The following is a 21,440-nucleotide window of genomic DNA, read 5'->3' as shown; positions in this document are numbered from 1 at the left end:
TTAGGCGCTCGGGGCTCGGATTAGTCGCCGCGCTGAAGTGCCGCGCGCGGGCATTCGGCAATCGCCTGCTCCGCCAGTTGCTCCTGATCGGCGGGAACCGGGTCGAGCTTCACCACGGCGTAATCCTCGTCGTCCAGGTCGAAGATATCCGGGGCAATTCCCAAGCACACCGCGTTACCTTCGCACCGGTCACGGTCCACGATCACCCGCACAGCACCCTCCTTGAACCTGGCCTTCACCGCAGGACTCGCCTCATCAGTATGTAGGTCCACCATAGGACCCTGACACCTCTGGGGAAACGGTCGCTGGATTCCCAGACTAGAACGTGTTACAACCGGGGAGGCGAACGGGTAGCCGTTGGTCGAGCTGCAGCCTGTGACGAGGCTTGTACTCCGAACGTCGTTAACTCCAAGGACGGCCGAAATGCGTATCAGTTACACCCCGGATCAAGAGGAGCTGCGTCGCGAGCTGCGGTCCTACTTCACCACGCTGATGACCCCCGAGCGCCGGGAGGCGCTGACCTCGACGCAGGGCGAGGTCGGGACCGGCACCGCGTACCGCGACACCGTCGCGCAGATGGGCAAGGACGGGTGGCTCACGCTGAACTGGCCCAAGGAGTACGGCGGCCAGGACCGTTCCCCGATGGACTCGCTGATCTTCACCGACGAAGCCGCCATCGCCGGCGTGCCGGTGCCGTTCCTGACCATCAACAGCGTCGCGCCGACCATCATGGGGTTCGGCACCGAGGAACAGAAAAAGTTCTTCCTGCCCAAGATCGCGGCCGGCGAACTGCACTTCTCCATCGGCTACTCCGAGCCCGGGGCCGGCACGGACCTGGCCAACCTGCGCACCACCGCGGTGCGCGACGGTGACGACTACGTCATCAATGGCCAGAAGATGTGGACCAGCCTGATCGCCTATGCGGACTGGGTGTGGCTCGCGGTGCGCACCAACCCCGAGGCCAAGAAGCACCGCGGCATTTCGATGCTGACCGTGCCGACGACCGCCGAGGGCTTCTCCTGGACGCCGGTGCACACCATGGCCGGCGTGGACACCAGCGCTACCTATTACTCCGACGTGCGCGTCCCGGTGACCAACCTGATCGGCGAGGAGAACGGCGGCTGGAAACTGGTGACCAACCAGCTCAACCACGAGCGGGTCGCGCTCGTCTCGCCGCAACCGATTTTTTTGGCGCTGCGCGAGGTTCGCGAATGGGCGCAGAACACGAAGGACGCCGGCGGTGCCCGGCTGATCGACTCCGAGTGGGTGCAGATCAACCTGGCCCGCGTGCACGCCAAAGCCGAAGTGCTCAAGCTGATCAACTGGGAACTGGCATCGGCGGCAAGTGAAGCCCTGTCGCCGGCCGACGCGTCGGCGGCCAAAGTGTTCGGCACCGAGCTCGCCACCGAGGCCTACCGGCTGCTGATGGAGGTACTCGGTACCGGTGCGACGGTGCGCCAGAATTCACCGGGCTCGAAGCTGTCAGGCCGGGTCGAGCGGATGCACCGGGCCTGCCTGATCCTGACCTTCGGCGGCGGCACCAACGAGGTGCAGCGCGACATCATCGGCATGGTCGCCCTCGGTCTGCCCCGCAACCGCTGAGCCGCTACGTAATAGAAGGACGGACGTTCATGGATTTCACCACAACCGAAGCGGCCAACGACCTCGGCAACCTGGTCGACACCATCGTGGACTCGGTATGCACCCCCGAACACCAGCGTGAGCTCGACGGGCTCGATCAGCGGTTCGACCGTGACCTGTGGCGGAAGCTGATCGACGCCGGCATCCTGTCCAGCGCGTCGGCCTCATCGCTGGGCGGCGACGGCTTCGGGGCGCTCGAGCAGATCGCGATCCTGGTCGCGCTGGGACGCCGGCTGGCCGCGGTGCCCTATCTGGAGTCGGTGGTGCTGGGCGCCGGAGCGCTGGCCAGGTTCGGCTCCGAAGAGCTGCAACAAAGCTGGGGCGTGCCCGCGGTCAACGGCGAGAAGACGCTCAGCGTCGCCCTCGACGGCGAGATGGGCGACGGCCCAGTGCAGGCGGCCGGCGCCGGCGCCGGCTACCGGCTGACCGGAACCCGCACGCAGGTCGGCTTCGGCCCGGTGGCCGACGCGTTCCTGGTTCCCGCCGAAACGGAGTCCGGCACCGCGGTTTTCCTGGTAGCCGCCGACGATCCCGGCGTCACGGTGACCGCACTGGAAACCACCGGTTTGGGCAGCGTCGCGCATCTCACGCTGGATGGGACCCAGGTGGACGAGAGCCGCAGAGTCGGCGGCGCCGAGGTCGTGACCTGGCTCGGCACGTTGGGCACCTTGGGCCGCAGCGCTTTCCAGCTCGGCGTGCTCGAGCGGGGCCTGCAGATGACGGCCGAATACGCGCGGGAGCGTGAGCAGTTCGACCGCCCTATCGGCAGCTTCCAGGCGGTGTCGCAGCGACTGGCCGACGGCTACATCGACGTCAAGGCGCTGCGGCTCACGCTCACCCAGGCGGCCTGGCGGGTCTCGGAAGACATTCCGGCCGAGATCGACGTCGCCAGTGCGGCATTCTGGGCGGCGGAGGCCGGTCACCGGGTGGCGCACACCATCGTGCACGTGCACGGCGGCGTCGGTGTCGACACCGATCACCCGGCGCATCGCTACTTCTTGGCCGCCAAGGAAACCGAGTTCGCCCTCGGCGGTGCCACCGGACAGCTGCGCCGGATCGGCCGGGAACTGGCCGAGACGCCCGCTTAGGCGCAATGGAACTCACCGAAGACCTGACGGTCACCAAGCTGCTGGCGCCGCTGACCGGGATCGACGATCGGGGTATCTACTTCGAGGACTCGTTCACCAGCTGGCGCGATCACCTACAGCACGGTGCCGCGATCGCCGCGACGTTGCGTGCGCGGCTCGACCCCGGCCGGCCACCGCATGTCGGCGTGCTGTTGGAGAACACTCCGTTCTTCTCGGCGATGCTGGTGGCGGCGGGAATGTCGGGGATCGTGCCGGTCGGGCTCAACCCGGTGCGCCGCGGCGAGGCACTGCGGCGCGACATCGCCCGCGCCGATTGCCAATTGGTGCTGGCCGACTCGAAATCGTCTGAGACACTGGGCGACATCGAGCACCTGAACGCCGACTCGCCCGAGTGGGCCGACGAGATCGCCGCGCATTGCGATGCGCAGATCTCTTTTCAGGCAGCCTCGCCGGCGGATCTTTTCATGTTGATCTTCACGTCAGGCACCAGTGGCGAGCCGAAGGCGGTCAAGTGCAGCCACGGCAAGGTCGCGATCGCGGGCGTGACGATGTCACAGCGCTTCGGCCTCGGCAGCGACGACGTCTGCTACGTGTCGATGCCGCTGTTTCATTCCAACGCGGTGCTGGTCGGCTGGGCGGTGGCGGCGGCCTGTGAGGGCTCAATGGCGCTGCGGCGCAAGTTTTCCGCCTCGAACTTCATCGTCGATGTGCGGCGCTATGGTGTCACCTACGCGAATTACGTGGGCAAGCCGCTGTCGTATGTGCTCGCCACGCCCGAGCAACCCGACGATGCGGACAACCCGTTGCGCGCGGTCTACGGCAATGAGGGCGTTCCCGATGACGTCGGGCGTTTCGGGCGCAGATTCGGGTGTGTCGTGCAGGACGGGTTCGGCTCCACCGAGGGTGGCATCGCCATCGCGCGCACGCCCGATACGCCGGCGGGATCACTGGGCCCGCTTCCGGAGGGCATCGACATCATCGATCCCGATACCGGCTCGCCATGCCCGCCGGGTGTGGTCGGCGAACTTGTCAACACCGCGGGGCCGGGGCGTTTCGAGGGCTACTACAACGACGTGGCGGCCGAGGCCGAGCGGATGGCCGGCGGGGTGTACCACAGCGGTGATCTGGCCTACCGCGATGACGCCGGCTACGCGTACTTCGCTGGGCGGCTGGGTGATTGGATGCGCGTCGACGGCGAAAACCTTGGCGCGGCCCCGATCGAACGGGTGTTGCTGCGCCACCCCGACGTCGCCGAGGTCGCGGTATACCCGGTGCCGGACCCGATAGTCGGCGACCAGGTGATGGCCGCCTTGGTGCTGGCGCCGGGCACCGAGTTCGAGGATGAGAAGTTCCGTGCGTTCCTGGCCGAGCAGCCCGACCTGGGACCCAAACAATGGCCGTCGTACGTGCGGATCAGCGCCGAACTCCCCCGGACGGTGACCTTCAAGGTGCTGAAGCGGCAGCTGGCCGCTCAGGGTGTCGACTGCAGCGACCCCGTGTGGAGGATCCGCCGTTGACGCGGGCATTGCCGCCGGATGCGGCGTCGTAGCAGTAAACTCAGCGCTTGATGAAAATCCGCGAAGTCGCCGCCCGTTTGGCCGTGGAAACCTGCGCATGACCGCGCGGCCTCTCGAGCTTGCGCTGGAAGCGAGCTTCGAACAGCTTTCCGCCGCGGTGCCGGCGAACATCGGCGTCGCAATCGCCCGCCCGGACAGAACATTTTCGCTGGGCAGCTGGTGGTCGGGCGTGGCGTGGTCGACCATCAAGGTGCCCCTGGCGATAGCGGCGCTGCGCAACGATTGGCTGGGCGCCCGCGATTTGGCCGTGAGAGCCATCACCGAATCCGACAATCGCGCCTCCGAACAGTTGTGGTCGCAATTGGGCGAGCCGATGGACGCGGCGCGACGGGTTCAGGTCGTGGTGGCCGAAGGCGGCGACACCGCGACCGTGGTCGAAGCACGACGACTTCGCCGTGGGTTCACCGCTTTCGGCCAAACCCAGTGGAGCCTGCAGCGGCAGGCACGGTTCGCCGCGGAGTTGGCGACCATCCCGGACGCCGTCGAAGTGATCGACCTGATGCAACGCCTGGTCGCCGGCGATCAGTGGGGGCTGGCCGCGAAAGGCCTTGCCGCGAAGGGTGGTTGGGGGCCGGGCGTACGTGGTGAGTACCTGGTCCGCCAGTTCGGCATCGTTCCCACGCCCTCCGGCCAATGGGGGGTGGCACTCGCGGCGGACGTGGACGACGGCACTTTCCAGACGGGCATCGACGTGGTCAATGCGATGACGGACTGGCTGCTGAGCCGGCTGCCAACCCTAGCCCGTTATTGACGGCACCACGGCGTCGATCAGATGCGGCCCGGGCTCGGCGAAGGCAGCGCGCAGCGCATCGGCCAATTCCTCGGCGGTGGTGACACGGCGGGCGGGCACCCCCATGCCCTCGCTGATCTTCACGAAATCCATTGTGGGATCTGATAAATCGAGCAGTGCGAGCGCTTCGGGCCCGGGCGTCGAACCGGCGCCGACGCGTTGCAGCTCGATCCGGAGGATGTCGTAGGCGCTGTTGTTGTACAGCACGGTGGTCACATTGAGATTCTCGTGGGCCTGGGTCCACAATCCCGAAATCGTGTACATCGCCGAGCCATCGGATTCCAAACACAGCACCGGACGATGCGGGGCGGCCACCGCGGCGCCGACCGCCGCCGGGATGCCGTAGCCGATCGCCCCGCCGGTGAGGGTCAGCCAGTCGTGCGCCGGCGCCCCGGCAGTCGCCCCGGCAAGCAACACGCCCGAGGTGTTCGACTCGTCGACCACGATCGCTCCTTCGGGCAACAGCGCCCCGATCACGTCGGCGGCCGACGCGGAGGTCAGCGCGCCCGTCGGCAGCTGGGGACGCGATGCGGGCGCCAGCGGCGCCTCGGTGCCGGGCGCGAGTTGATCGGCCAGGGCGATCAAAGCGTCTGCGGCACCGCTGTATTCGGCGAGCACGTGCACCTCGCAGCCGGCCGGTACCAGATCGCTGGGCATGCCGGGATAGGCGAAGAACGACACCGGCGACTTGGCGCCGGCCAGCACCAGATGCTTGGCGCCGTCCAGTTGAGCGGTGGCGGCCTCGGCGAAATACGCGAGCCGGTCGACCGCGGGGACGCCGGCGCCGCGCTCCAGCCGGGTGGGAAAGGTTTCGCACAGCACGCGGGCACCCGTCGCCGCCGCAATGCGGGTGGCCGCCGCCAGCCCGGCATGACGGGTGGCATCGCCGCCCACCATGATCACCGTGGGCTCCCCGGAGCGAAGCACCTCGATCACCTCGGGCGCCAGCAGCGGATCGGCGCCCATCGGTTGTGCCTCCAGGTTGGAGAACAGCTGGGCCCCGTCGGACCACGACACGTCGGCGGGCAGGATCAGCGTCGAGATCTGCGAACCCCACCGGCTGGCGGCGATGCCTTCGACCGCATCGGCCGAGACCTGGGAGGCGTCACTGGTTCGGCGCACCCATCCCGAGACGCTGCCGGCGAGCGCGTCGATGTCGGATTCCAGTGGGGCGTCGTACTTTTTGTGATAAGTGGCGTGGTCGCCCACGACCACCACCATCGGCACCCGCGCGCGACGCGCGTTGTGCAGGTTGGCCAGCCCGTTGCCCAGTCCGGGACCCAGGTGCAGCAGGACCGCGGCCGGGCGATCGGCGATACGCGCATAGCCGTCGGCCGCGCCGGTGGCGACCCCCTCGAACAATGCCAGCACGCCGCGCATCCGCGGGACGGCGTCCAATGCGGCGACGAAGTGCATCTCCGACGTGCCCGGGTTGGCGAAACATACGTCGACGCCACCGTCGACCAGGGTGTTGATCAGGGCCTGGGCACCATTCACTTCATTGCCTCCAGTCGGAAAACTCGTTCGGCGTTGCCGCGCAAGAAATCTCGGCGAGCCTCGTCGGACAGCCCGAGTTCGTCCAGTCCCGCCAACGCGTGCTCGTGGGTGATCATCGGATAATTGGTGCCGAACAACACTTTTCGTTGCCCGGTACCGGTCCTCATGAACCGGACGAGTTCGTCCGGCAACCGCTTGATCGTGTACGCGGACGTATCTATGTAGACGTTTTCATGCTTGCGGGCGACCGCGACCATCTCCTCGGTCCAGGGGTATCCGACGTGGCCGCAGACGATCACCAGCTCCGGGAAATCGAGTGCCACCTGGTCGATGTAGGGAATCGGCCGGCCGGTCTCCGACGGGCGCAACGGCCCGGTATGACCGACCTGGGTACAGAACGGCACCCCGGATTCAACGCACTGGGCGAACAGCGGATAGTAGCGACGATCGGTGGGCGGGGCATTCCACAACCACGGCACCACCCGCAGGCCTACGAACCCGCCGTCGGCTATCCGGCGCCGCAGCTCCCGGACGGCTTCCATCGGGCGGTCCAGGTCGACGGTGGCCAGGCCGGCGAGCCGGTCAGGGTGCGCGGCAATCCATTGCGCCACCTCGTCGTTGGAGACCAGGTCCTCTCCACCCGGGCCGCGCCAGGCGCTGAGCACACCCAATTCCACGCCGGCGGCGTCCATCGACGCGAGGGTCGCCTCGATCGGGATGTCGGTGTCGGGGATCGTCCCGCCCGTCCACCGCCTCAGGGATGCGAGCATGTCGCTGCGCAGAAACCGCGCAGTCGGATGCTGCATCCAAACATCGATCGTCATGCGATTGGACTCTAGACCGACCCCGGCTGCCCGCCGAGGTCAGATGGTCAGGGCCGCGCGGGCGCAGGCGTTCGTCTGCTGCGCGTACCCACTGCCGAACAACACGACGTGCGCCAGCAGCGGGAAGAGTTGGTGCAGGCCGGTGCGGTCGCGCCAGCCGGCCCGCAGCGGTCGCACCCGCTGGTAGGCGTCGATGACGGCGTCGAAGTGCGGACAGCCGAACAGCGCCAGCATCGCCAGGTCGGTCTCCCGGTGACCGGAGTGTGCGGCCGGGTCGATGAGCACGACACCGTCGGACGTCCACATCACGTTCCCGCTCCACAGGTCGCCGTGCAGTCGGGCCGGCCGGTCGTCGTCGTCGAAATCGCCCGCACGGCAACGCGCCGCGACGGAGTCGACGGCGTCGCGGGTGGCGGCATCGAGCCGCGGGGCCGCGAGTTCGGCCATCGGACCCAGCCGTTCCTCGGCGTAGAACTCGCCCCAGCTCCGGTGCCGGCGCAGCGACATCGGCAAGGGCTGCGACAGCGGTCCGAAAAAGCCCGGCCCGTCCCAGCCGTCCGGCCCCGCGCCGAACGCGGGGGCGCCGGCGTCGTGCGTCACGGCCAGCCGGCCGCCGAACGTGCGCGCGGCCTCCGGGGTCGGGCTGACCGATCCCAGGCGCCGCAAAGTCAGGCTCGCGTCGTCAACGGAGACGACCTGCGCGCACGGCACGCCACCGTCGACGGCGGAAAGCCATTGCAGCCCTGCGGCTTCCCAGGCAAAGAAGCCGGCGGGCGCGCCCGCCCGGTGCTTGACGAAGTCGGTCACACCGCGCGGGCCTAGCGCTGAAAACGCATCACGCAGTGGCGTGGGCGGCGTGCACGTCGTCGGCCGGGCGTGCCTCGGTCTGCTCCTTGGCCCAGCGGTAGTCGGGTTTGCCCGCGGGCGACCGCTTGACCTCGTCGACCAGCCACAGGCTGCGCGGCACCTTGTAGCCGGCGATTTCGGAGCGCACGAAGCTGTCCAGCTCCGACAGCGCGAGCCGGGCGCCCGGCCGGGGCTGTACGACGGCGGCGACGTGCTGCCCGTACCGGGGGTCGGGCACGCCGACCACCAGGGCGTCGAAGACGTCGGGGTGACCCTTGAGCGCGGCCTCGACCTCCTCGGGGTAGATCTTCTCGCCGCCGCTGTTGATCGACACCGAGCCGCGGCCCAGCATCGTGACAGTGCCGTCCTCCTCGACCGTCGCGAAGTCGCCGGGGATGGCGTACCGCACGCCGTTGAAGGTCTTGAACGTCTCGGCGGTCTTCTTCTCGTCCTTGTAGTAACCGACCGGGATGTTGCCCTTCTTCGCGATGAAGCCACGCACGCCGGAGCCGGGTTTGACCTCGTTGCCGTCCTCGTCGAGGACGACGGTGCGGTGGTCGATCGTCACGCGCGGGCCACCGGCGTGCGGCGCATCCTTGGCAACGATGCTGGTGCCGCCGAATCCGGTCTCCGAAGATCCGATGGAGTCGGTGATGACCCGGTTGGGCAGCAGCTCGAGGAACTTCTCCTTGATGCTCGGCGAGAACAGCGCCGCGGTGGAGGCGAGCAGGAACAGCGACGACAGGTCGTACTCGTTGCCCTCGTCCTGGTGGGCCAGCAGCGCGTCGAGCAGCGGTCGCGCCATCGCGTCGCCGGTGAAGAACAGCAGGTTCACCTTGTGCTCGTGGATCGTGCGCCACACCTCATCGGCGTTGAATTCCGGTGCCAGCACGGTGGTTTGGCCCGAGAAGATCGACATCCAGGTGGCCGACTGGGTGGCGCCGTGGATCATCGGCGGAATCGGGTGGCGGACCATCGGCGGGTTGGCCGCGGCGGCCTTGGCCAAGTCGTATTCGTCCTTGACGAATTCGCCTGTGGCGAAGTCGGTTCCACCGAACAGCACCCGATAGATGTCCTCGTGGCGCCACATCACGCCCTTCGGGAAGCCGGTGGTGCCGCCGGTGTAGAGCAGGTAGATGTCGTCAGCGCTGCGCTCACCGTAGTCGCGCTCGGGCGAGCTCTGCGCGATCGCCGAGTAGAACTCGACGCCGCCGTAGCGGCCGAAGTCGTTGTCGCTGCCGTCCTCGACGACCAGAGTCGTCTTGACGTTGGGCGTGTCGGGCAACACGTTGGCCACCCGGTCGGAGTACTGGCGCTCGTGCACCAGCGCGACCATGTCGGAGTTCTCGAACAGGTAGCGCAGCTCGCCCTCGACGTAGCGGTAGTTGATGTTCACCAGGATGGCGCCCGCTTTCACGATGCCGAGCATCGCGATGACGATCTCGATGCGGTTGCGGCAATACAGTCCGACCTTGTCGTCCTTTTTCACCCCCTGCTGCATCAGGTAGTGGGCCAGGCGGTTGGCCTTCTCCTCTAGCTGGGCATAGGTCAACTTCTCGTCGCCGCAGATCAGGGCGACACGCTCGGGCACAGCGTCGATGGCGTGCTCTGCAAGGTCGGCAATATTCAAGGCCACGGCCACCAAATTAGAACGTGTTACATTTCGTGGCAAGCTCGTGCCCGTTGTCGAGGGAAAGGCGGTAGCCGTGACCGTGGAGAATGCCGGAACCCCAGCAAACACAGAAAACGGGGAAGCCGGACCCGACGCGCTGGTGGAGCAGCGTGGTCACACCCTCATCGTGACCATGAATCGGCCGCACCGCCGCAACGCTTTGAGCACGGAAATGATGGAAATCATGGTCCAGGCCTGGGACCGTGTCGACAATGACGACGACATCCGCTGTTGCATCCTGACCGGCGCGGGTGGCTACTTCTGCGCGGGCATGGACCTCAAGGCAGCAACCCAGAAGCCGCCGGGTGAGTCGTTCAAGGACGGCAGCTACGACCCGTCGCGAATCGATGCCTTACTCAAGGGCCGCAGGCTGAAAAAGCCGCTGATCGCCGCCGTCGAAGGGCCCGCCATCGCGGGAGGAACCGAGATCCTGCAGGGCACCGACATCCGGGTCGCCGGTGAGAGCGCCAAATTCGGCATCTCCGAGGCCAAGTGGAGCCTGTATCCGATGGGCGGGTCCGCCGTCCGCCTGGTGCGCCAGATTCCCTACACCGTGGCGTGCGACCTGCTGCTGACCGGACGGCACATCGCCGCCGCCGAAGCCAAGGATATGGGCCTGATCGGCCACGTCGTCCCCGATGGGCAGGCGCTGACCAAGGCGCTCGAGATCGCAGACGTCATCGAAAACAACGGTCCCCTGGCCGTGCAGGCAATCCTCAAGACGATCCGCGAGACCGAGGGGATGCACGAGGAAGAGGCCTTCAAGCCCGACACCGCCAACGGCATCCCGGTGTTCCTCTCCGAGGACTCCAAGGAAGGCCCCCGGGCGTTCGCCGAGAAGCGCAAGCCCAACTTCAAAAACCGCTAGGCGCCACCCGGCCGCGCCGCGGCCGCCCGCTCCTGCCGCCCTCTCCTTCGCCGAACGTGAACTCAGGGCGGTTTCTCGGCCGGTTTTCCGCCCTGAGTTCACGCTCGGCGTTGTTGTCAGTCCTGCGCGCCACACTGCTCGCGTGCGCGAACCCTTCATCGGCAGCGAGGCGCTCGCAACCGGCTCCCTTACCCGACACCGGCTGCGGAGTCGATTCGTCGCGCTGCACCCCGACGTCTACGTCGCCCCCGGCACCGAACTGACCGCCACATCACGTGCGTGCGCGGCATGGCTGTGGTCCCGGCGCCGAGGCATCGTCGCCGGGCGCTCCGCGTCGGCGCAGCACGGGGCCAAATGGGTGGACCACCAGGCACCAGCCCAATTGTTCTACGATCACCGCCGTCCACCTACCGGTATCAACACGTGGTCGGATTCATTGGCACACAATGAAGTCCGGGTGATCAGCGGCATACCCACGACCTCCGCCGCGCGCACGGCCTTCGACATCGCCTGCCGCAACCCCATTGGCACAGCGGTCGCGGGTCTCGACGCGCTCGCTCGGGCGACGAAACTCGACATCGCCGAAGTCGAGTCGCTCGCTGAGCGTTACAAGGGACATCGCAATGTCCGCCGTGCCCGGCGCGCGCTGGCACTGGTTGACGCGGGCGCGGAGTCACCGCGGGAGACGTGGTTGCGACTGCTGCTCATCGATGCCGGCTACCCGCGCCCGCAGACGCAGATACCGGTTTACGACACGTACGGCTTTCTGATCGCCTCGCTCGATATGGGCTGGGAGGACATCAAATTGGCCGTCGAGTACGAAGGCGATCACCACCGGTCCGACCGACGGCAGTTCAACAAAGACATTCGACGTGCGGAGTCACTTGCAGAGCTGGGTTGGACCAACGTTCGGGTAACCGCGGAAGACACGCCGGGCGGTGTCATCGCCCGGGTGTCGGCGGCCTGGGCTCGCCGAACGTGCACTGAGGGCGGAAAATAAACAGAGATCTCGCCGTGAGTTCACGCTCGGCGCAAGGCTCGCGCCTCGGCGCAGCAAATCAGCTCAGCAGCGGGGCACTCGGGGTGAACACCACCGGCATCGCTTCCAGCCCGCTGACGAAGTTCGCCGGCCGCAGCGGCAGGGTCGAGTCGTCATCTGCCAGCCTGAGATCCGGCAGCCGCTTGAGCACCCGCTCGGTCATCATCGACAGCTCCAGGCGGGCCAGCTGGTTACCCAGGCAGAAATGCGTACCGAAGCCGAAGGCCATGTGGCTGTTGGGGTTACGGCGGATGTCGAAGTTGTCCGGCTCATCGAACACCGACTCGTCGAAGTTGCCCGACTCGAACATCAGCATGATCTTTTCGCCCTCACGCAGTGAGCTGCCGTGGAAATCGGTGTCGGCGGTCAGGGTTCGGCACATGTTCTTCACCGGCGATGTCCAGCGCAGCATCTCCTCGATCGCGCCGGGAAGCAGTGAGGGGTCGCGCACCAGGGCATCCCACTGGTCGCGGTGACGCACTAGCTGCTCGGTGCCCCCACTCAGCGTGTGGCGAGTGGTTTCGTCACCGCCGATGAGGATGAGCAGTGTCTCCATGACGATCTCGTCATCGGACATCCGCTGACCCTCCACCTCGGCGTTCACCAAGATGGAGAACAGGTCGTCGTTGGGCTCGGCTCGCCGCCTGGTGATGATGTCCGTGGTGAATTCGGTGTACGCAGCGAAGGCAGCCATCACCGCCTGAGCTGTCTCCGACGCGGGGTCGATGTGCGAGCTCAGCCCGCAGACCAAGTCGTCGGACCATTTCAACAGCATGCCGCGTTCTTGGGGCAGCACGCCCAGCATGTCGCCGATAACCGCCATCGGCAGCGGGGCGGCGATGTCGCGGACGAAGTCACACTCGCCGCGCTCACACACCGCGTCGATCAGGGTGTCGCACAACCTGCCGATGGAAGGTTCCTTTTCCTTCACCCGCTTGCGGGTAAAGCCAGCGTTGACGAGCTTGCGCCGCAACAGATGTGCGGGGTCGTCCATGTCGATCATGTAGGGCATGCCGGGCTGCTCGGGACGGATGCCGCCGGTGCTGGAGAACAATTCCGGATTGCGTTCGGCGTCGAGGATGGCTTGATAGGTGGCGGCGCCGGCCAGTCCATTGCGATCACGAAACACCGGCTGGTTGGCCCGCATCCAGCGATAGGCCTCGTGCGACGTGCGGCGGTCGGCGTAAAAATTGCCGTCGGTCAGATCGATGTCCGAGATTGCTTCCGGGATGGTCTCCGAGCCAATAGTCATGAAATCTCCTGTGCGTCGCCGAATGTCATTTGTACGTGGTCAGCAGAGCTGGACAGCATCGCGCGCTTCGGAAGGCCCAGCGACGCCAACTCTTTCGCGTATGGGTGGTCGCCCAGCTGGACGCGTGCCCCGCCGAACCGGGTGCGCACGCCGTCCAGCGTGTATTCGAAGTCGGTTTCACAGGTGACCCCGTCGCGGTGCGAGTAGCTCCGCTGCGCTTGCGTGCGCGGGGTGAGCCGAAACGGCAGGCCCTGGCGAAATTCCATGCCGACGACCAGTTGACCGTCCACGGTGCAATCGAACCCGAACTGGCGGCCTTCCCGAATGGTGAAGTCCGCCATTACTTTCGGGTAGCCCCAGATCTTCGTTCCAGCTTCGAGCGTGAACGGCTGGTCGACGGGCATGTGGTGCGTGAAGGCGCCAGCCGACCGCATGGCGCCTGGACCGCTCGCCGTCGACCCAGGCGGGTTGAGCATAAAGCTGGTGTTGAACTCGCGGTACTCGTCCAGGTCGCCGTCGATGTAGTGCATGAACGTCAGGACCACTATCGTGCGCCCCGGCAGGTAACGGCAGACCTGCAGGCCGCTGTAGTCGATCAGTCGCTGGGCGGCGTCCGCGTCGACGGAGAACATCGCCATGTGCTGGGTCGCCTTGCGGATCTGCACCGGCATGGTGAGCACCCGGCCCGCGATGGTGTGCTGCGAGGCTGTCATCCGGACAATCTAGAACGCGTTCTAAGTCCCTGGCAAGAAAATTAGAACGTGTTCTAATTTTCGCCGCGGCGGTCTCAGATCAGGGTCGCCAGCTCGCGGACCTGCTCTGTACTGCGACCGGAGACCACCATCATGGTGACGCCGGCGGCCTCCCAGCCCTTGATCTGCTTACGCACGTAGTCGACGTCGCCGACGATCGCGGCGTCATCGATCACCTCGTCGGGGATGATTTCCGCGGCCTTGTCCTTCTGGTTGCTGCGGAACAGCTTCGTCACGTCGTCGACCACCTCGGAGTAGCCCATCCGGCGGTAGACGTCGGCGTGGAAGTTGGTGTCTTCGGCGCCCATCCCGCCCATGTAGAGCGCGATGTAGGGCTTCATGGCCGCGAAGGCGGCGCTGCGGTCCTCGGTGATGACGATGTTGGCGGTCGCGCAGATCTCGAAGTTCTCGCGGCTGCGGCGTGCGCCCGGGCGGGCGAATCCCTCATCCAGCCACTCGTTGTAGGTGTCGGCCATGCGCGGCGTGTAGAAAATCGGCAGCCAGCCGTCGCAGATCTCGGCGGCCAGCGCGACGTTCTTCGGTCCCTCGGCGCCCAGCATGATCGGGATGTCGGCCCGCAGCGGATGGGTGATGGGCTTGAGCGGCTTGCCCAGACCCGTTGCGCGCTCACCGGTCAGCGGCAGCGGGTAGTGCGGGCCGGCGCTGGTCACGGGCGCTTCCCGCGCCCACACCTGCCGGATGATGTCAATGTATTCACGGGTGCGGGCCAGCGGTTTGGGGAACGACTGGCCGTACCAGCCCTCGACCACCTGCGGGCCGGAGACGCCGAGGCCGAGGACGTGCCGGCCGCCGGACAGGTGGTCGAGCGTCAAAGCCGCCATGGCGCAGGCGGTCGGGGTGCGGGCGGACAGCTGGACCACCGAGGTGCCCAGCCGTACCCGCGACGTCGACGAACCCAGCCAGGCCAACGGTGTGTAGGCGTCCGAACCCCATGCCTCGGCGGTGAAGACGGCGTCGTATCCAGCCTCCTCGGCCGCGGCGACGAGCTCGCCGTGGTTCTGCGGCGGCTGAGCGCCCCAATATCCCAGCTGCAATCCCAGCTTCATTGTCTTTGCCCTTCCGGTGGTCGTCCCGATCCAAGAAAGATTTGAATCCGTTCTTAGAACCTGTTCTACTCGATGGCGTGACAGCCAGCTCGAGTAGCCCGCCCCTGATGGATCACCCTGAGCCACCGCTCGCCGCGCCACTGACGTTGTCCTTCGACTACACCCGTTCGGTCGGCCCCACGCTGGGTAAGTTCTTCACCGCGCTGCGTGACCGCCACGTCCTGGGTGTGCGCGGATCGGATGGCCGGGTGCACGTGCCGCCGGCGGAATATGACCCGGTCACCTATGAGCCGCTGGGCGAGATGGTACCGGTGTCCAGTGTCGGCACCGTGGTCTCGTGGACCTGGCAGCCCGAGCCCATGGAGGGCCAGCCACTGGATCGGCCGTTCGCCTGGGCACTGATCAAGCTGGACGGCGCCGACACCCCGCTGATCCACGCCGTGGACGCGGGCGAGCCGAAGGCCATCAAGACCGGCACCCGGGTGCATGTGCATTGGGTCGACGAGCCGGTGGGCGCCATCACGGACATCGCGTATTTCAAGCCGGGCGAGGAAGCCGAGGCGGTGACGGAGCAGTCGGCCGGCGACAAAGACCCGGTGACCATGATCGTCACGCCCGTCTCGCTGACCATCCAGCACAGCGCCTCGCACGAGGAGAGCGCTTACCTGCGGGCCATCGCGCAGGGCAAGCTGCTCGGTGCGAAGACGGGTGAGAACGGCAAGGTCTATTTCCCGCCGCATGGCGCCGACCCGGCCACCGGCCAGCCGACGACCGAGTTCGTGGAGTTGCCGGACAAGGGCGCCGTCACGACGTTCGCGATCATCAACATCCCGTTCCAGGGTCAGCGCATCAAGCCGCCCTATGTGGCGGCCTACGTGTTGCTCGACGGGGCCGACATCCCGTTCCTGCATCTGGTCGCCGACATCGACGCCCACGAGGTACGGATGGGTATGCGCGTCGAGGCGGTGTGGAAACCCCGCGAGGAGTGGGGATTTGGCATCGACAACATCGAGTACTTCCGGCCGACCGGGGAACCCGACGCCGACTACGACACCTACAAGCACCACCTGTAAAGGGCTTACCTGCACATGAGCGCTCGCAACGTCGCGGTCGTCGGCTTTGCCCACGCCCCACACGTCCGCCGCACCGACGGCACCACCAACGGTGTCGAGATGTTGATCCCGTGCTTCGCCGAGCTGTACGAGGAGCTGGGTATCAGCAGGACCGATATCGGCTTCTGGTGTTCCGGATCATCCGATTACCTTGCCGGACGGGCATTTTCGTTTATCTCGGCGATCGACTCGATCGGTGCTGTTCCGCCGATCAACGAATCGCACGTCGAGATGGACGCGGCCTGGGCACTTTACGAGGCCTACATCAAGATCCTGACCGGCGAGGTCGACACCGCGCTGGTGTATGGCTTCGGCAAGTCCTCGGCCGGCATCCTGCGTCAGATCCTGACGCGGCAGACCGACCCCTACACCGTCGCGCCATTGTGGCCCGATTCGGTGTCGATGGCCGGGCTGCAGGCGCGCGCCGGGCTCGACAGCGGCGCGTGGACCGAGGAGCAGATGGCGCGCGTGGCGTTCGATTCCTGGGCGAACGCCCGCCGGGTGGACCAGCTGGAACCGGCGATCAGCGTCTCCGAACTGCTCGACCGGCCGTACTTCGCCGATCCGCTGCGGCGTCACGACATCGCTCCGATAACCGACGGCGCCGCGGCGATCGTGCTCGCTGCCGGCGACCGGGCGCGCGAGCTGCGCGAAAACCCCGCCTGGATCACCGGAATCGAGCATCGCATCGAAACCCCGTCGCTGGGCGCGCGTGACCTCACCGAGTCCGTCTCGACCAAGGCCGCTGCCCACGTGGCCACGGGCGGCCGGACCGACAACCTCGACGTGGCCGAGATCTGCGCGCCCTTCACCCACCAGCACTTGATCATCGAGGAAGCCATCCGGATACCGGGACCGACCAAGGTCAATCCGTCTGGCGGAGCGCTGGCGGCCAATCCCATGTTCGTCGCGGGTCTCGAACGCATCGGCTTTGCAGCACAACACATCTGGAACGGTTCGGCTGAGCGGGTGCTGGCGCATGCCACCAGCGGGCCTGCGCTACAACAGAACCTGGTCGCGGTGATGGAAGGAAAGAACTGATGGCCGGTGCAGGGCCAAACGTTGCTGCGGTACTAGGTACCGGACAAACGAAGTATGTCGCCAAGCGCCAAGATGTTTCGATGAATGGCCTGGTGCGCGAGGCGATCGATCGGGCACTGGCCGACTCCGGCTCCACCTTCGACGATATCGATGCCGTCGTGGTCGGCAAGGCGCCGGACTTCTTCGAGGGCGTCATGATGCCCGAGTTGTTCATGGCCGACGCCATGGGCGCCACCGGCAAGCCGCTGATCCGGGTGCACACCGCCGGATCGGTCGGTGGCTCCACCGGGGTGGTGGCTGCCAGCCTGGTCCAATCCGGCAAGTACCGGCGCGTGCTCGCGATGGCCTGGGAGAAGCAATCGGAATCAAACGCCATGTGGGCGTTGTCGATTCCGATCCCGTTCATCAAGCCGGTCGGTGCCGGCGCGGGTGGCTACTTCGCCCCGCACGTGCGCTCGTATATCCGCCGCTCGGGGGCTCCGACGAACATCGGCGCCATCGTCGCGGTCAAGGACCGGCTCAACGGCAGCAAGAACCCGCTGGCGCACCTGCACCAACCCGACATCACCGTCGAGAAGGTAATGGCGTCGCCCATGCTGTGGGACCCGATCCGTTACGACGAGACCTGCCCGTCCTCCGACGGTGCCGCTGCCGTCGTGATCGGCAACGAGGAGGCCGCCGAAGCCCGTCTGGCGCAAGGACATCCGGTGGCATGGATTCACGCCACCGCGTTGCGCACCGAGCCGCTGCAGTTCTCCGGACGCGACCAGGTCAGCCCGCAGGCAGGCCGTGACGCAGCCGCGGCGCTGTGGAAGGCTGCCGGCATCGAGAGCCCGATCGACGAGATCGACGCCGCGGAGATCTACGTCCCGTTCTCCTGGTTCGAACCGATGTGGTTGGAAAACCTCGGGTTTGCCGCCGAGGGCGAAGGCTGGAAACTCACCGAAGCCGGCGAAACCAAGATCGGCGGTCGGCTGCCGGTGAATCCGTCGGGTGGCGTGCTGTCGTCGAACCCGATCGGCGCCTCCGGCCTGATTCGCTTCGCCGAAGCGGCCATTCAGGTGATGGGCAAGGGCGGCGACCACCAGGTACCCAACGCACGAAAGGCTTTGGGACACGCCTACGGCGGTGGCTCGCAGTACTACTCGATGTGGGTGGTGGGTGCTGACAAGCCCGCGGCCCAGAAGGTCGATGCGTGAGCGGGCATCCCGCGCACGAGGCCGGCCGCCGCTCCCGCGAGGCGGTGGCGGCACGGGACAAGGACGCCTGGCTGGCGGTATTCGCCGACGACGCCATCGTCGAGGACCCGATCGGGCCCTCGGTGTTCGACCCCGAAGGCCTGGGGCACCGGGGCCGTGATGACATCTCGGCCTTCTGGGACAAGGCCATCGCCCCCACCACGAAGATCGAGTTCTTCTTCCGCGACACCTATCAGTGCGGCAACGAGGAAGCTAACGTCGGGCACATTCTCATCACGACGGGTGAGTACCAGACGACCGCCGAGGGAGTGTTCACTTACAGAGTCAACGCCGAGGGCAAGATGGTGGCCCTGCGTGCCTACTGGGAGATGGAACGCGCGGCGGCCAACACGCGCAAAGTCTAGAGCGGCTCCAGCCCGGCCAGATGCCGCTGGGCGAGGTCGCGGTAGGCCTGTGGGTTCACCTTGACCCACATCTCGGCGCCGGTCCCGGCGACCGGGCCTTTGATCTGCGCCGGCGCGCCGATGGCCAGCATCCCGGCCGGTATCTGGGTACCGGCCGTCACCAGTGAATGCGCGGCGACCAGGCTGCGCGCCCCGATCACCGCACCGTCCAGAACGGTGGCGTGGTTCGCGATCAGTGCCTCCTGGCCGACGTGGACCCCGTGAATGACGCACAGATGCGCGACTGTCGCACCGGGGCCGATGTCGACCGGGATACCGGGAGGCGCGTGCAAAACAGACCCGTCTTGGACGTTGGCGCCCTCGCGCACCACGATGGGCCCGTAGTCGCCGCGCAACACGGCGTTGAACCAGACCGAGGCCCCCGCCTCCACCACGACATCGCCGATCAGAGTGGCCGTCGGGGCTACGAAAGCGGTGGGATCGACCCGTGGCGCGCGGCCCTCGAACGCAAACAGCGGCATCGTTTAGATATACCCCGAGTGCGCATACGCCGTGGGAAATGCCAGCCAGACGCGCGGTCGTTGCGCGTCGACGTCAGAAAACTGTAACGTGTTCTAGTTAGAGGGCAAGCGAGTTGGAGGTGACTGGTGACTACGGACACCAAAGCGGTCGGCATCCGGGAAATCGATCCCGGCGCGTTGCCGACCCGATACGCCCGGGGCTGGCACTGCCTGGGCGTGGCAAAAGACTTCCAGGACGGCAAGCCGCACTCGATCGAGGCGTTCGGCACCAAGCTGGTGGTGTTTGCCGACTCGCACGGGGACATCAAGGTTCTCGACGGCTACTGCCGGCACATGGGCGGCGACCTGTCGGAGGGCACCATCAAGGGCGACGAGGTCGCCTGCCCATTCCACGACTGGCGCTGGGGCGGCGATGGCCGGTGCAAGTTGGTGCCGTACGCGAAGCGCACGCCCAAGACCGCACGCACCCGGTCCTGGTCGACCGATGTGCGCGGCGGCCTGCTGTTCGTCTGGCACGACCACGAGAACAACCCGCCGGATCCCGCCGTCCAAATTCCGGACATCCCGGAATCCCACAGCGACGAGTGGACCGAGTGGCGGTGGAACAGCATCCTCATCGAGGGCTCCAACTGCCGCGACATCATCGACAACGTCACCGACATGGCGCACTTCTTCTACATCCATTTCGGGTTGCCGACATACTTCAAGAACGTTTTCGAGGGTCACATCGCGTCGCAGTTCCTGCACAACGTGGGCCGGCCGGACGTCAACGACCTCGGCACGTCTTACGGTGAGGCGCACCTGGATTCCGAGGCGTCCTACTTCGGGCCGTCGTTCATGATCAACTGGCTGCACAACAGTTACGGCGGTTACAAGGCCGAGTCGATCTTGATCAACTGCCACTACCCGGTGACCCAGAACTCGTTCATGCTGCAGTGGGGTGTCATCGTCGAAAAGCCCAAGGGCATGGACGAAAAGATGACCGACAAGCTGTCGAAGGTGTTCACCGAGGGTGTCAGCAAGGGCTTCCTGCAGGACGTCGAGATCTGGAAGCACAAGACCCGCATCGACAATCCGCTGCTGGTCGAAGAGGATGGCGCGGTCTATCAGCTGCGTCGTTGGTACCAGCAGTTCTACGTCGACGTCGCCGACATCGAGCCTGAGATGGTGGAGCGCTTCGAGATCGAGGTGGACACCACTCGAGCCAACGAGTACTGGAATGCCGAGGTGGAGGAAAACCTCAAGGCCAAGGACTCCGAGGCGGACGAGCCCGTTACCGACGACGTGCCGGCCAAACAACACTAGGGATCATGGGCGACGATCAGCCGGCGGTACCTGACGTCGATCAGCTTGCGCGGTCGATGTTGTTGCTGCACGGCGATCATCACGACCACGACGAGCATCCGGCCGGCCCCGAACGCAAGGGTGGATCCTGGTCGAAATCAAAGGATTTCGCCAACGATCCCCAGCGCGCCGCTGCAGTCGCCGAAGCCAGTCGTGCCGACCGCGAGCGCTACCTCAATTCGGGTCTGTTGCCGGTGGACTGCCGGTTCTGTCACGTGCGGGTCACCGTTCGCCGGCTCGGGCCCGGACACACCGCGGTGCAATGGAACACCGAAGCGTGGCAGCGCTGTGCGCACTTCACCGAGGTGCGTGAGTCCGGGGGCGACACCGCGCGCACGAAGTCGTGCCCCAAACTTGGTGACAGCATTGAGCATGCGGTCGCCGAGGGTTACCTCGACGACGATCCAGACGAAGCCTGAGCGACGGTCGCGGGCGTAACTCGAGGCGACCGGTCCGCGCCCGCTCCCGCCCTCACGCCCGCGCCCGCTCCCGCTCCCGCTTCCGCTTCCGCTTCCGGAGGCATTGGTGTTGCGCCCGCCTTTGAGCGACAACGCGGACGCGCCGGAGCGATTCGTGCATTTTGTCGCTGAGAGGCGGGCAAAACCTATGCCCTCCAATCCGGAAACTCTTGCGGCGCCTGTGACTTAGAGGCCGGCGAAGCGCTCCTTGACCGTCTCGGTGCTGAGTCCGTAGTCGGCCAGCGAGTAGGTGTGTTTCGGCGCGCGCTCGCCCGACTGGCTGTCGGCGTGGGCCTTTTCCATCGCGGCTCTGGCCTCATCGGTCAGCGCCATCCCGAAGTGCCGGTAGATGTCGGCCACGGTGCCCATCGGGTCGGCGATCAATTCCTTGTAGTCGACGTCATAGAACTGCGACGGACTGTATTTGGCCCGCGCCGTGTTGAACCGC

General features: G+C 66.4%; 22 protein-coding genes. 12 read left to right on the top strand and 10 right to left on the bottom strand.

Features of this window, described 5'->3' with window-relative positions; genetic code table 11:
* Positions 1-20 precede the first annotated feature (20 nt).
* The gene (locus tag VFW69_RS24765) at positions 21-212 is read right to left on the bottom strand and encodes a ferredoxin (protein WP_526505631.1); all 192 of its coding nucleotides are present in this window, start codon (positions 210-212) and stop codon (positions 21-23) included.
* Between the two features lie 211 nt (positions 213-423).
* Here VFW69_RS24765 and VFW69_RS24760 point away from each other — a divergent pair, with 211 nt between their 5' ends.
* From VFW69_RS24760 to VFW69_RS24745, 4 genes are all read left to right on the top strand, one after another.
* The gene (locus tag VFW69_RS24760; RefSeq protein ID WP_526505629.1) at positions 424-1,602 is read left to right on the top strand and encodes an acyl-CoA dehydrogenase; all 1,179 of its coding nucleotides are present in this window, start codon (positions 424-426) and stop codon (positions 1,600-1,602) included.
* Between the two features lie 29 nt (positions 1,603-1,631).
* The gene (locus tag VFW69_RS24755) at positions 1,632-2,729 is read left to right on the top strand and encodes an acyl-CoA dehydrogenase family protein (RefSeq protein WP_526505627.1); all 1,098 of its coding nucleotides are present in this window, start codon (positions 1,632-1,634) and stop codon (positions 2,727-2,729) included.
* Between the two features lie 5 nt (positions 2,730-2,734).
* Complete coding sequence (gene fadD17, locus VFW69_RS24750; RefSeq protein WP_526505625.1) at positions 2,735-4,246, top strand: long-chain-fatty-acid--CoA ligase FadD17; 1,512 nt, start codon at positions 2,735-2,737, stop codon at positions 4,244-4,246.
* 97 nt (positions 4,247-4,343) lie between these two features.
* Positions 4,344-5,057, top strand: a complete 714-nt coding sequence (locus VFW69_RS24745) for a serine hydrolase (protein WP_526505623.1) — start codon at positions 4,344-4,346, stop codon at positions 5,055-5,057.
* On the opposite strand, the gene VFW69_RS24740 is transcribed toward VFW69_RS24745, so the two are convergent.
* The 4 genes from VFW69_RS24740 to fadD19 are packed head-to-tail and all read right to left on the bottom strand — an operon-like array spanning position 5,043 to position 9,905.
* Positions 5,043-6,593 carry an acetolactate synthase large subunit gene (locus VFW69_RS24740; RefSeq protein WP_526505621.1) on the bottom strand — a complete coding sequence of 517 codons (1,551 nt, stop codon included), beginning with the start codon at positions 6,591-6,593 and terminating at the stop codon, positions 5,043-5,045. The genes VFW69_RS24745 and VFW69_RS24740 overlap by 15 nt on opposite strands.
* Positions 6,590-7,417: an amidohydrolase family protein gene (locus tag VFW69_RS24735; RefSeq protein WP_526505619.1), complete on the bottom strand. Its 828-nt coding sequence runs from the start codon at positions 7,415-7,417 to the stop codon at positions 6,590-6,592. Before VFW69_RS24735 ends, VFW69_RS24740 begins: the two co-directional genes overlap by 4 nt.
* A 39-nt stretch (positions 7,418-7,456) precedes the next feature.
* Complete coding sequence (locus VFW69_RS24730) at positions 7,457-8,224, bottom strand: fructosamine kinase family protein (protein WP_526505617.1); 768 nt, start codon at positions 8,222-8,224, stop codon at positions 7,457-7,459.
* Positions 8,225-8,252: 28 nt separating this feature from the next.
* Complete coding sequence (gene fadD19, locus VFW69_RS24725; protein WP_526505615.1) at positions 8,253-9,905, bottom strand: medium/long-chain-fatty-acid--CoA/3-oxocholest-4-en-26-oate--CoA ligase; 1,653 nt, start codon at positions 9,903-9,905, stop codon at positions 8,253-8,255.
* A 34-nt stretch (positions 9,906-9,939) separates the two neighbouring features.
* Between fadD19 and VFW69_RS24720 the strand changes: the two genes are divergently transcribed.
* Complete coding sequence (locus VFW69_RS24720; protein ID WP_526505613.1) at positions 9,940-10,803, top strand: crotonase/enoyl-CoA hydratase family protein; 864 nt, start codon at positions 9,940-9,942, stop codon at positions 10,801-10,803.
* Positions 10,804-10,945: 142 nt separating this feature from the next.
* Complete coding sequence (locus VFW69_RS24715; protein ID WP_526505611.1) at positions 10,946-11,803, top strand: putative endonuclease domain-containing protein; 858 nt, start codon at positions 10,946-10,948, stop codon at positions 11,801-11,803.
* Between the two features lie 58 nt (positions 11,804-11,861).
* Here VFW69_RS24715 and VFW69_RS24710 read toward each other — a convergent pair whose 3' ends face one another.
* The 3 genes from VFW69_RS24710 to VFW69_RS24700 form a co-directional block, all read right to left on the bottom strand.
* Positions 11,862-13,094 carry a cytochrome P450 gene (locus VFW69_RS24710; RefSeq protein ID WP_526505609.1) on the bottom strand — a complete coding sequence of 411 codons (1,233 nt, stop codon included), beginning with the start codon at positions 13,092-13,094 and terminating at the stop codon, positions 11,862-11,864.
* Positions 13,091-13,807 carry an acetoacetate decarboxylase family protein gene (locus VFW69_RS24705; protein WP_526505607.1) on the bottom strand — a complete coding sequence of 239 codons (717 nt, stop codon included), beginning with the start codon at positions 13,805-13,807 and terminating at the stop codon, positions 13,091-13,093. The genes VFW69_RS24710 and VFW69_RS24705 overlap by 4 nt, the downstream gene beginning before the upstream one ends.
* A 74-nt stretch (positions 13,808-13,881) precedes the next feature.
* On the bottom strand, positions 13,882-14,913 hold the full coding sequence (locus VFW69_RS24700) for an LLM class F420-dependent oxidoreductase (RefSeq protein WP_526505605.1): 1,032 nt from the start codon (positions 14,911-14,913) through the stop codon (positions 13,882-13,884).
* Between the two features lie 77 nt (positions 14,914-14,990).
* On the opposite strand from VFW69_RS24700, the gene VFW69_RS24695 reads away from it, so the two are divergent.
* The 4 genes from VFW69_RS24695 to VFW69_RS24680 are packed head-to-tail and all read left to right on the top strand — an operon-like array spanning position 14,991 to position 18,669.
* Positions 14,991-15,986 carry a Zn-ribbon domain-containing OB-fold protein gene (locus tag VFW69_RS24695; protein WP_526505603.1) on the top strand — a complete coding sequence of 332 codons (996 nt, stop codon included), beginning with the start codon at positions 14,991-14,993 and terminating at the stop codon, positions 15,984-15,986.
* A gap of 15 nt (positions 15,987-16,001) precedes the next feature.
* Positions 16,002-17,066 carry a beta-ketoacyl-[acyl-carrier-protein] synthase family protein gene (locus VFW69_RS24690; protein WP_526505601.1) on the top strand — a complete coding sequence of 355 codons (1,065 nt, stop codon included), beginning with the start codon at positions 16,002-16,004 and terminating at the stop codon, positions 17,064-17,066.
* A complete protein-coding gene (locus tag VFW69_RS24685; RefSeq protein ID WP_499977974.1) occupies positions 17,066-18,265 on the top strand; it encodes a thiolase family protein in 1,200 nt (399 codons plus the stop codon). The genes VFW69_RS24690 and VFW69_RS24685 overlap by 1 nt, the downstream gene beginning before the upstream one ends.
* Positions 18,262-18,669, top strand: coding sequence for a nuclear transport factor 2 family protein (locus VFW69_RS24680; protein ID WP_526505598.1), 408 nt, complete (start codon positions 18,262-18,264; stop codon positions 18,667-18,669). Before VFW69_RS24685 ends, VFW69_RS24680 begins: the two co-directional genes overlap by 4 nt.
* Here VFW69_RS24680 and VFW69_RS24675 read toward each other — a convergent pair.
* Entirely contained in the window at positions 18,666-19,190 is a 525-nt protein-coding gene (locus VFW69_RS24675; protein ID WP_526505596.1) for a gamma carbonic anhydrase family protein, read from the bottom strand. The two genes, VFW69_RS24680 and VFW69_RS24675, sit on opposite strands and share 4 nt — an antisense overlap.
* 126 nt (positions 19,191-19,316) lie before the next feature.
* Here VFW69_RS24675 and VFW69_RS24670 point away from each other — a divergent pair, with 126 nt between their 5' ends.
* On the top strand, positions 19,317-20,495 hold the full coding sequence (locus VFW69_RS24670) for a 3-ketosteroid-9-alpha-hydroxylase subunit A (protein WP_526505594.1): 1,179 nt from the start codon (positions 19,317-19,319) through the stop codon (positions 20,493-20,495).
* A 5-nt stretch (positions 20,496-20,500) separates the two neighbouring features.
* Entirely contained in the window at positions 20,501-20,953 is a 453-nt protein-coding gene (locus tag VFW69_RS24665) for a hypothetical protein (protein WP_526505592.1), read from the top strand.
* Positions 20,954-21,178: 225 nt separating this feature from the next.
* On the opposite strand, the gene VFW69_RS24660 is transcribed toward VFW69_RS24665, so the two are convergent.
* A partial coding sequence (locus tag VFW69_RS24660) for a sulfotransferase (RefSeq protein WP_526505590.1) occupies positions 21,179-21,440 on the bottom strand: 262 nt, incomplete at its 5' end.

The sequence above is a fragment of the Mycobacterium sp. genome (assembly GCF_036273375.1).
Classification (GTDB): Bacteria; Actinomycetota; Actinomycetes; order Mycobacteriales; family Mycobacteriaceae; genus Mycobacterium.
This window is presented reverse-complemented; position numbering and strand designations above follow the sequence as displayed.

Coding starts and splice junctions, on each gene's coding strand:
- VFW69_RS24760 (WP_526505629.1), top strand. CDS start 424: ATGCGTATCAGTTACACCCCGGATCAAGAGGAGCTGCGTCGCGAGCTG.
- VFW69_RS24755 (WP_526505627.1), top strand. CDS start 1,632: ATGGATTTCACCACAACCGAAGCGGCCAACGACCTCGGCAACCTGGTC.
- fadD17 (WP_526505625.1), top strand. CDS start 2,735: ATGGAACTCACCGAAGACCTGACGGTCACCAAGCTGCTGGCGCCGCTG.
- VFW69_RS24745 (WP_526505623.1), top strand. CDS start 4,344: ATGACCGCGCGGCCTCTCGAGCTTGCGCTGGAAGCGAGCTTCGAACAG.
- VFW69_RS24735 (WP_526505619.1), bottom strand. CDS start 7,417: ATGACGATCGATGTTTGGATGCAGCATCCGACTGCGCGGTTTCTGCGC.
- VFW69_RS24710 (WP_526505609.1), bottom strand. CDS start 13,094: ATGACTATTGGCTCGGAGACCATCCCGGAAGCAATCTCGGACATCGAT.
- VFW69_RS24705 (WP_526505607.1), bottom strand. CDS start 13,807: ATGACAGCCTCGCAGCACACCATCGCGGGCCGGGTGCTCACCATGCCG.
- VFW69_RS24700 (WP_526505605.1), bottom strand. CDS start 14,913: ATGAAGCTGGGATTGCAGCTGGGATATTGGGGCGCTCAGCCGCCGCAG.
- VFW69_RS24690 (WP_526505601.1), top strand. CDS start 16,002: ATGAGCGCTCGCAACGTCGCGGTCGTCGGCTTTGCCCACGCCCCACAC.
- VFW69_RS24685 (WP_499977974.1), top strand. CDS start 17,066: ATGGCCGGTGCAGGGCCAAACGTTGCTGCGGTACTAGGTACCGGACAA.
- VFW69_RS24675 (WP_526505596.1), bottom strand. CDS start 19,190: ATGCCGCTGTTTGCGTTCGAGGGCCGCGCGCCACGGGTCGATCCCACC.
- VFW69_RS24665 (WP_526505592.1), top strand. CDS start 20,501: ATGGGCGACGATCAGCCGGCGGTACCTGACGTCGATCAGCTTGCGCGG.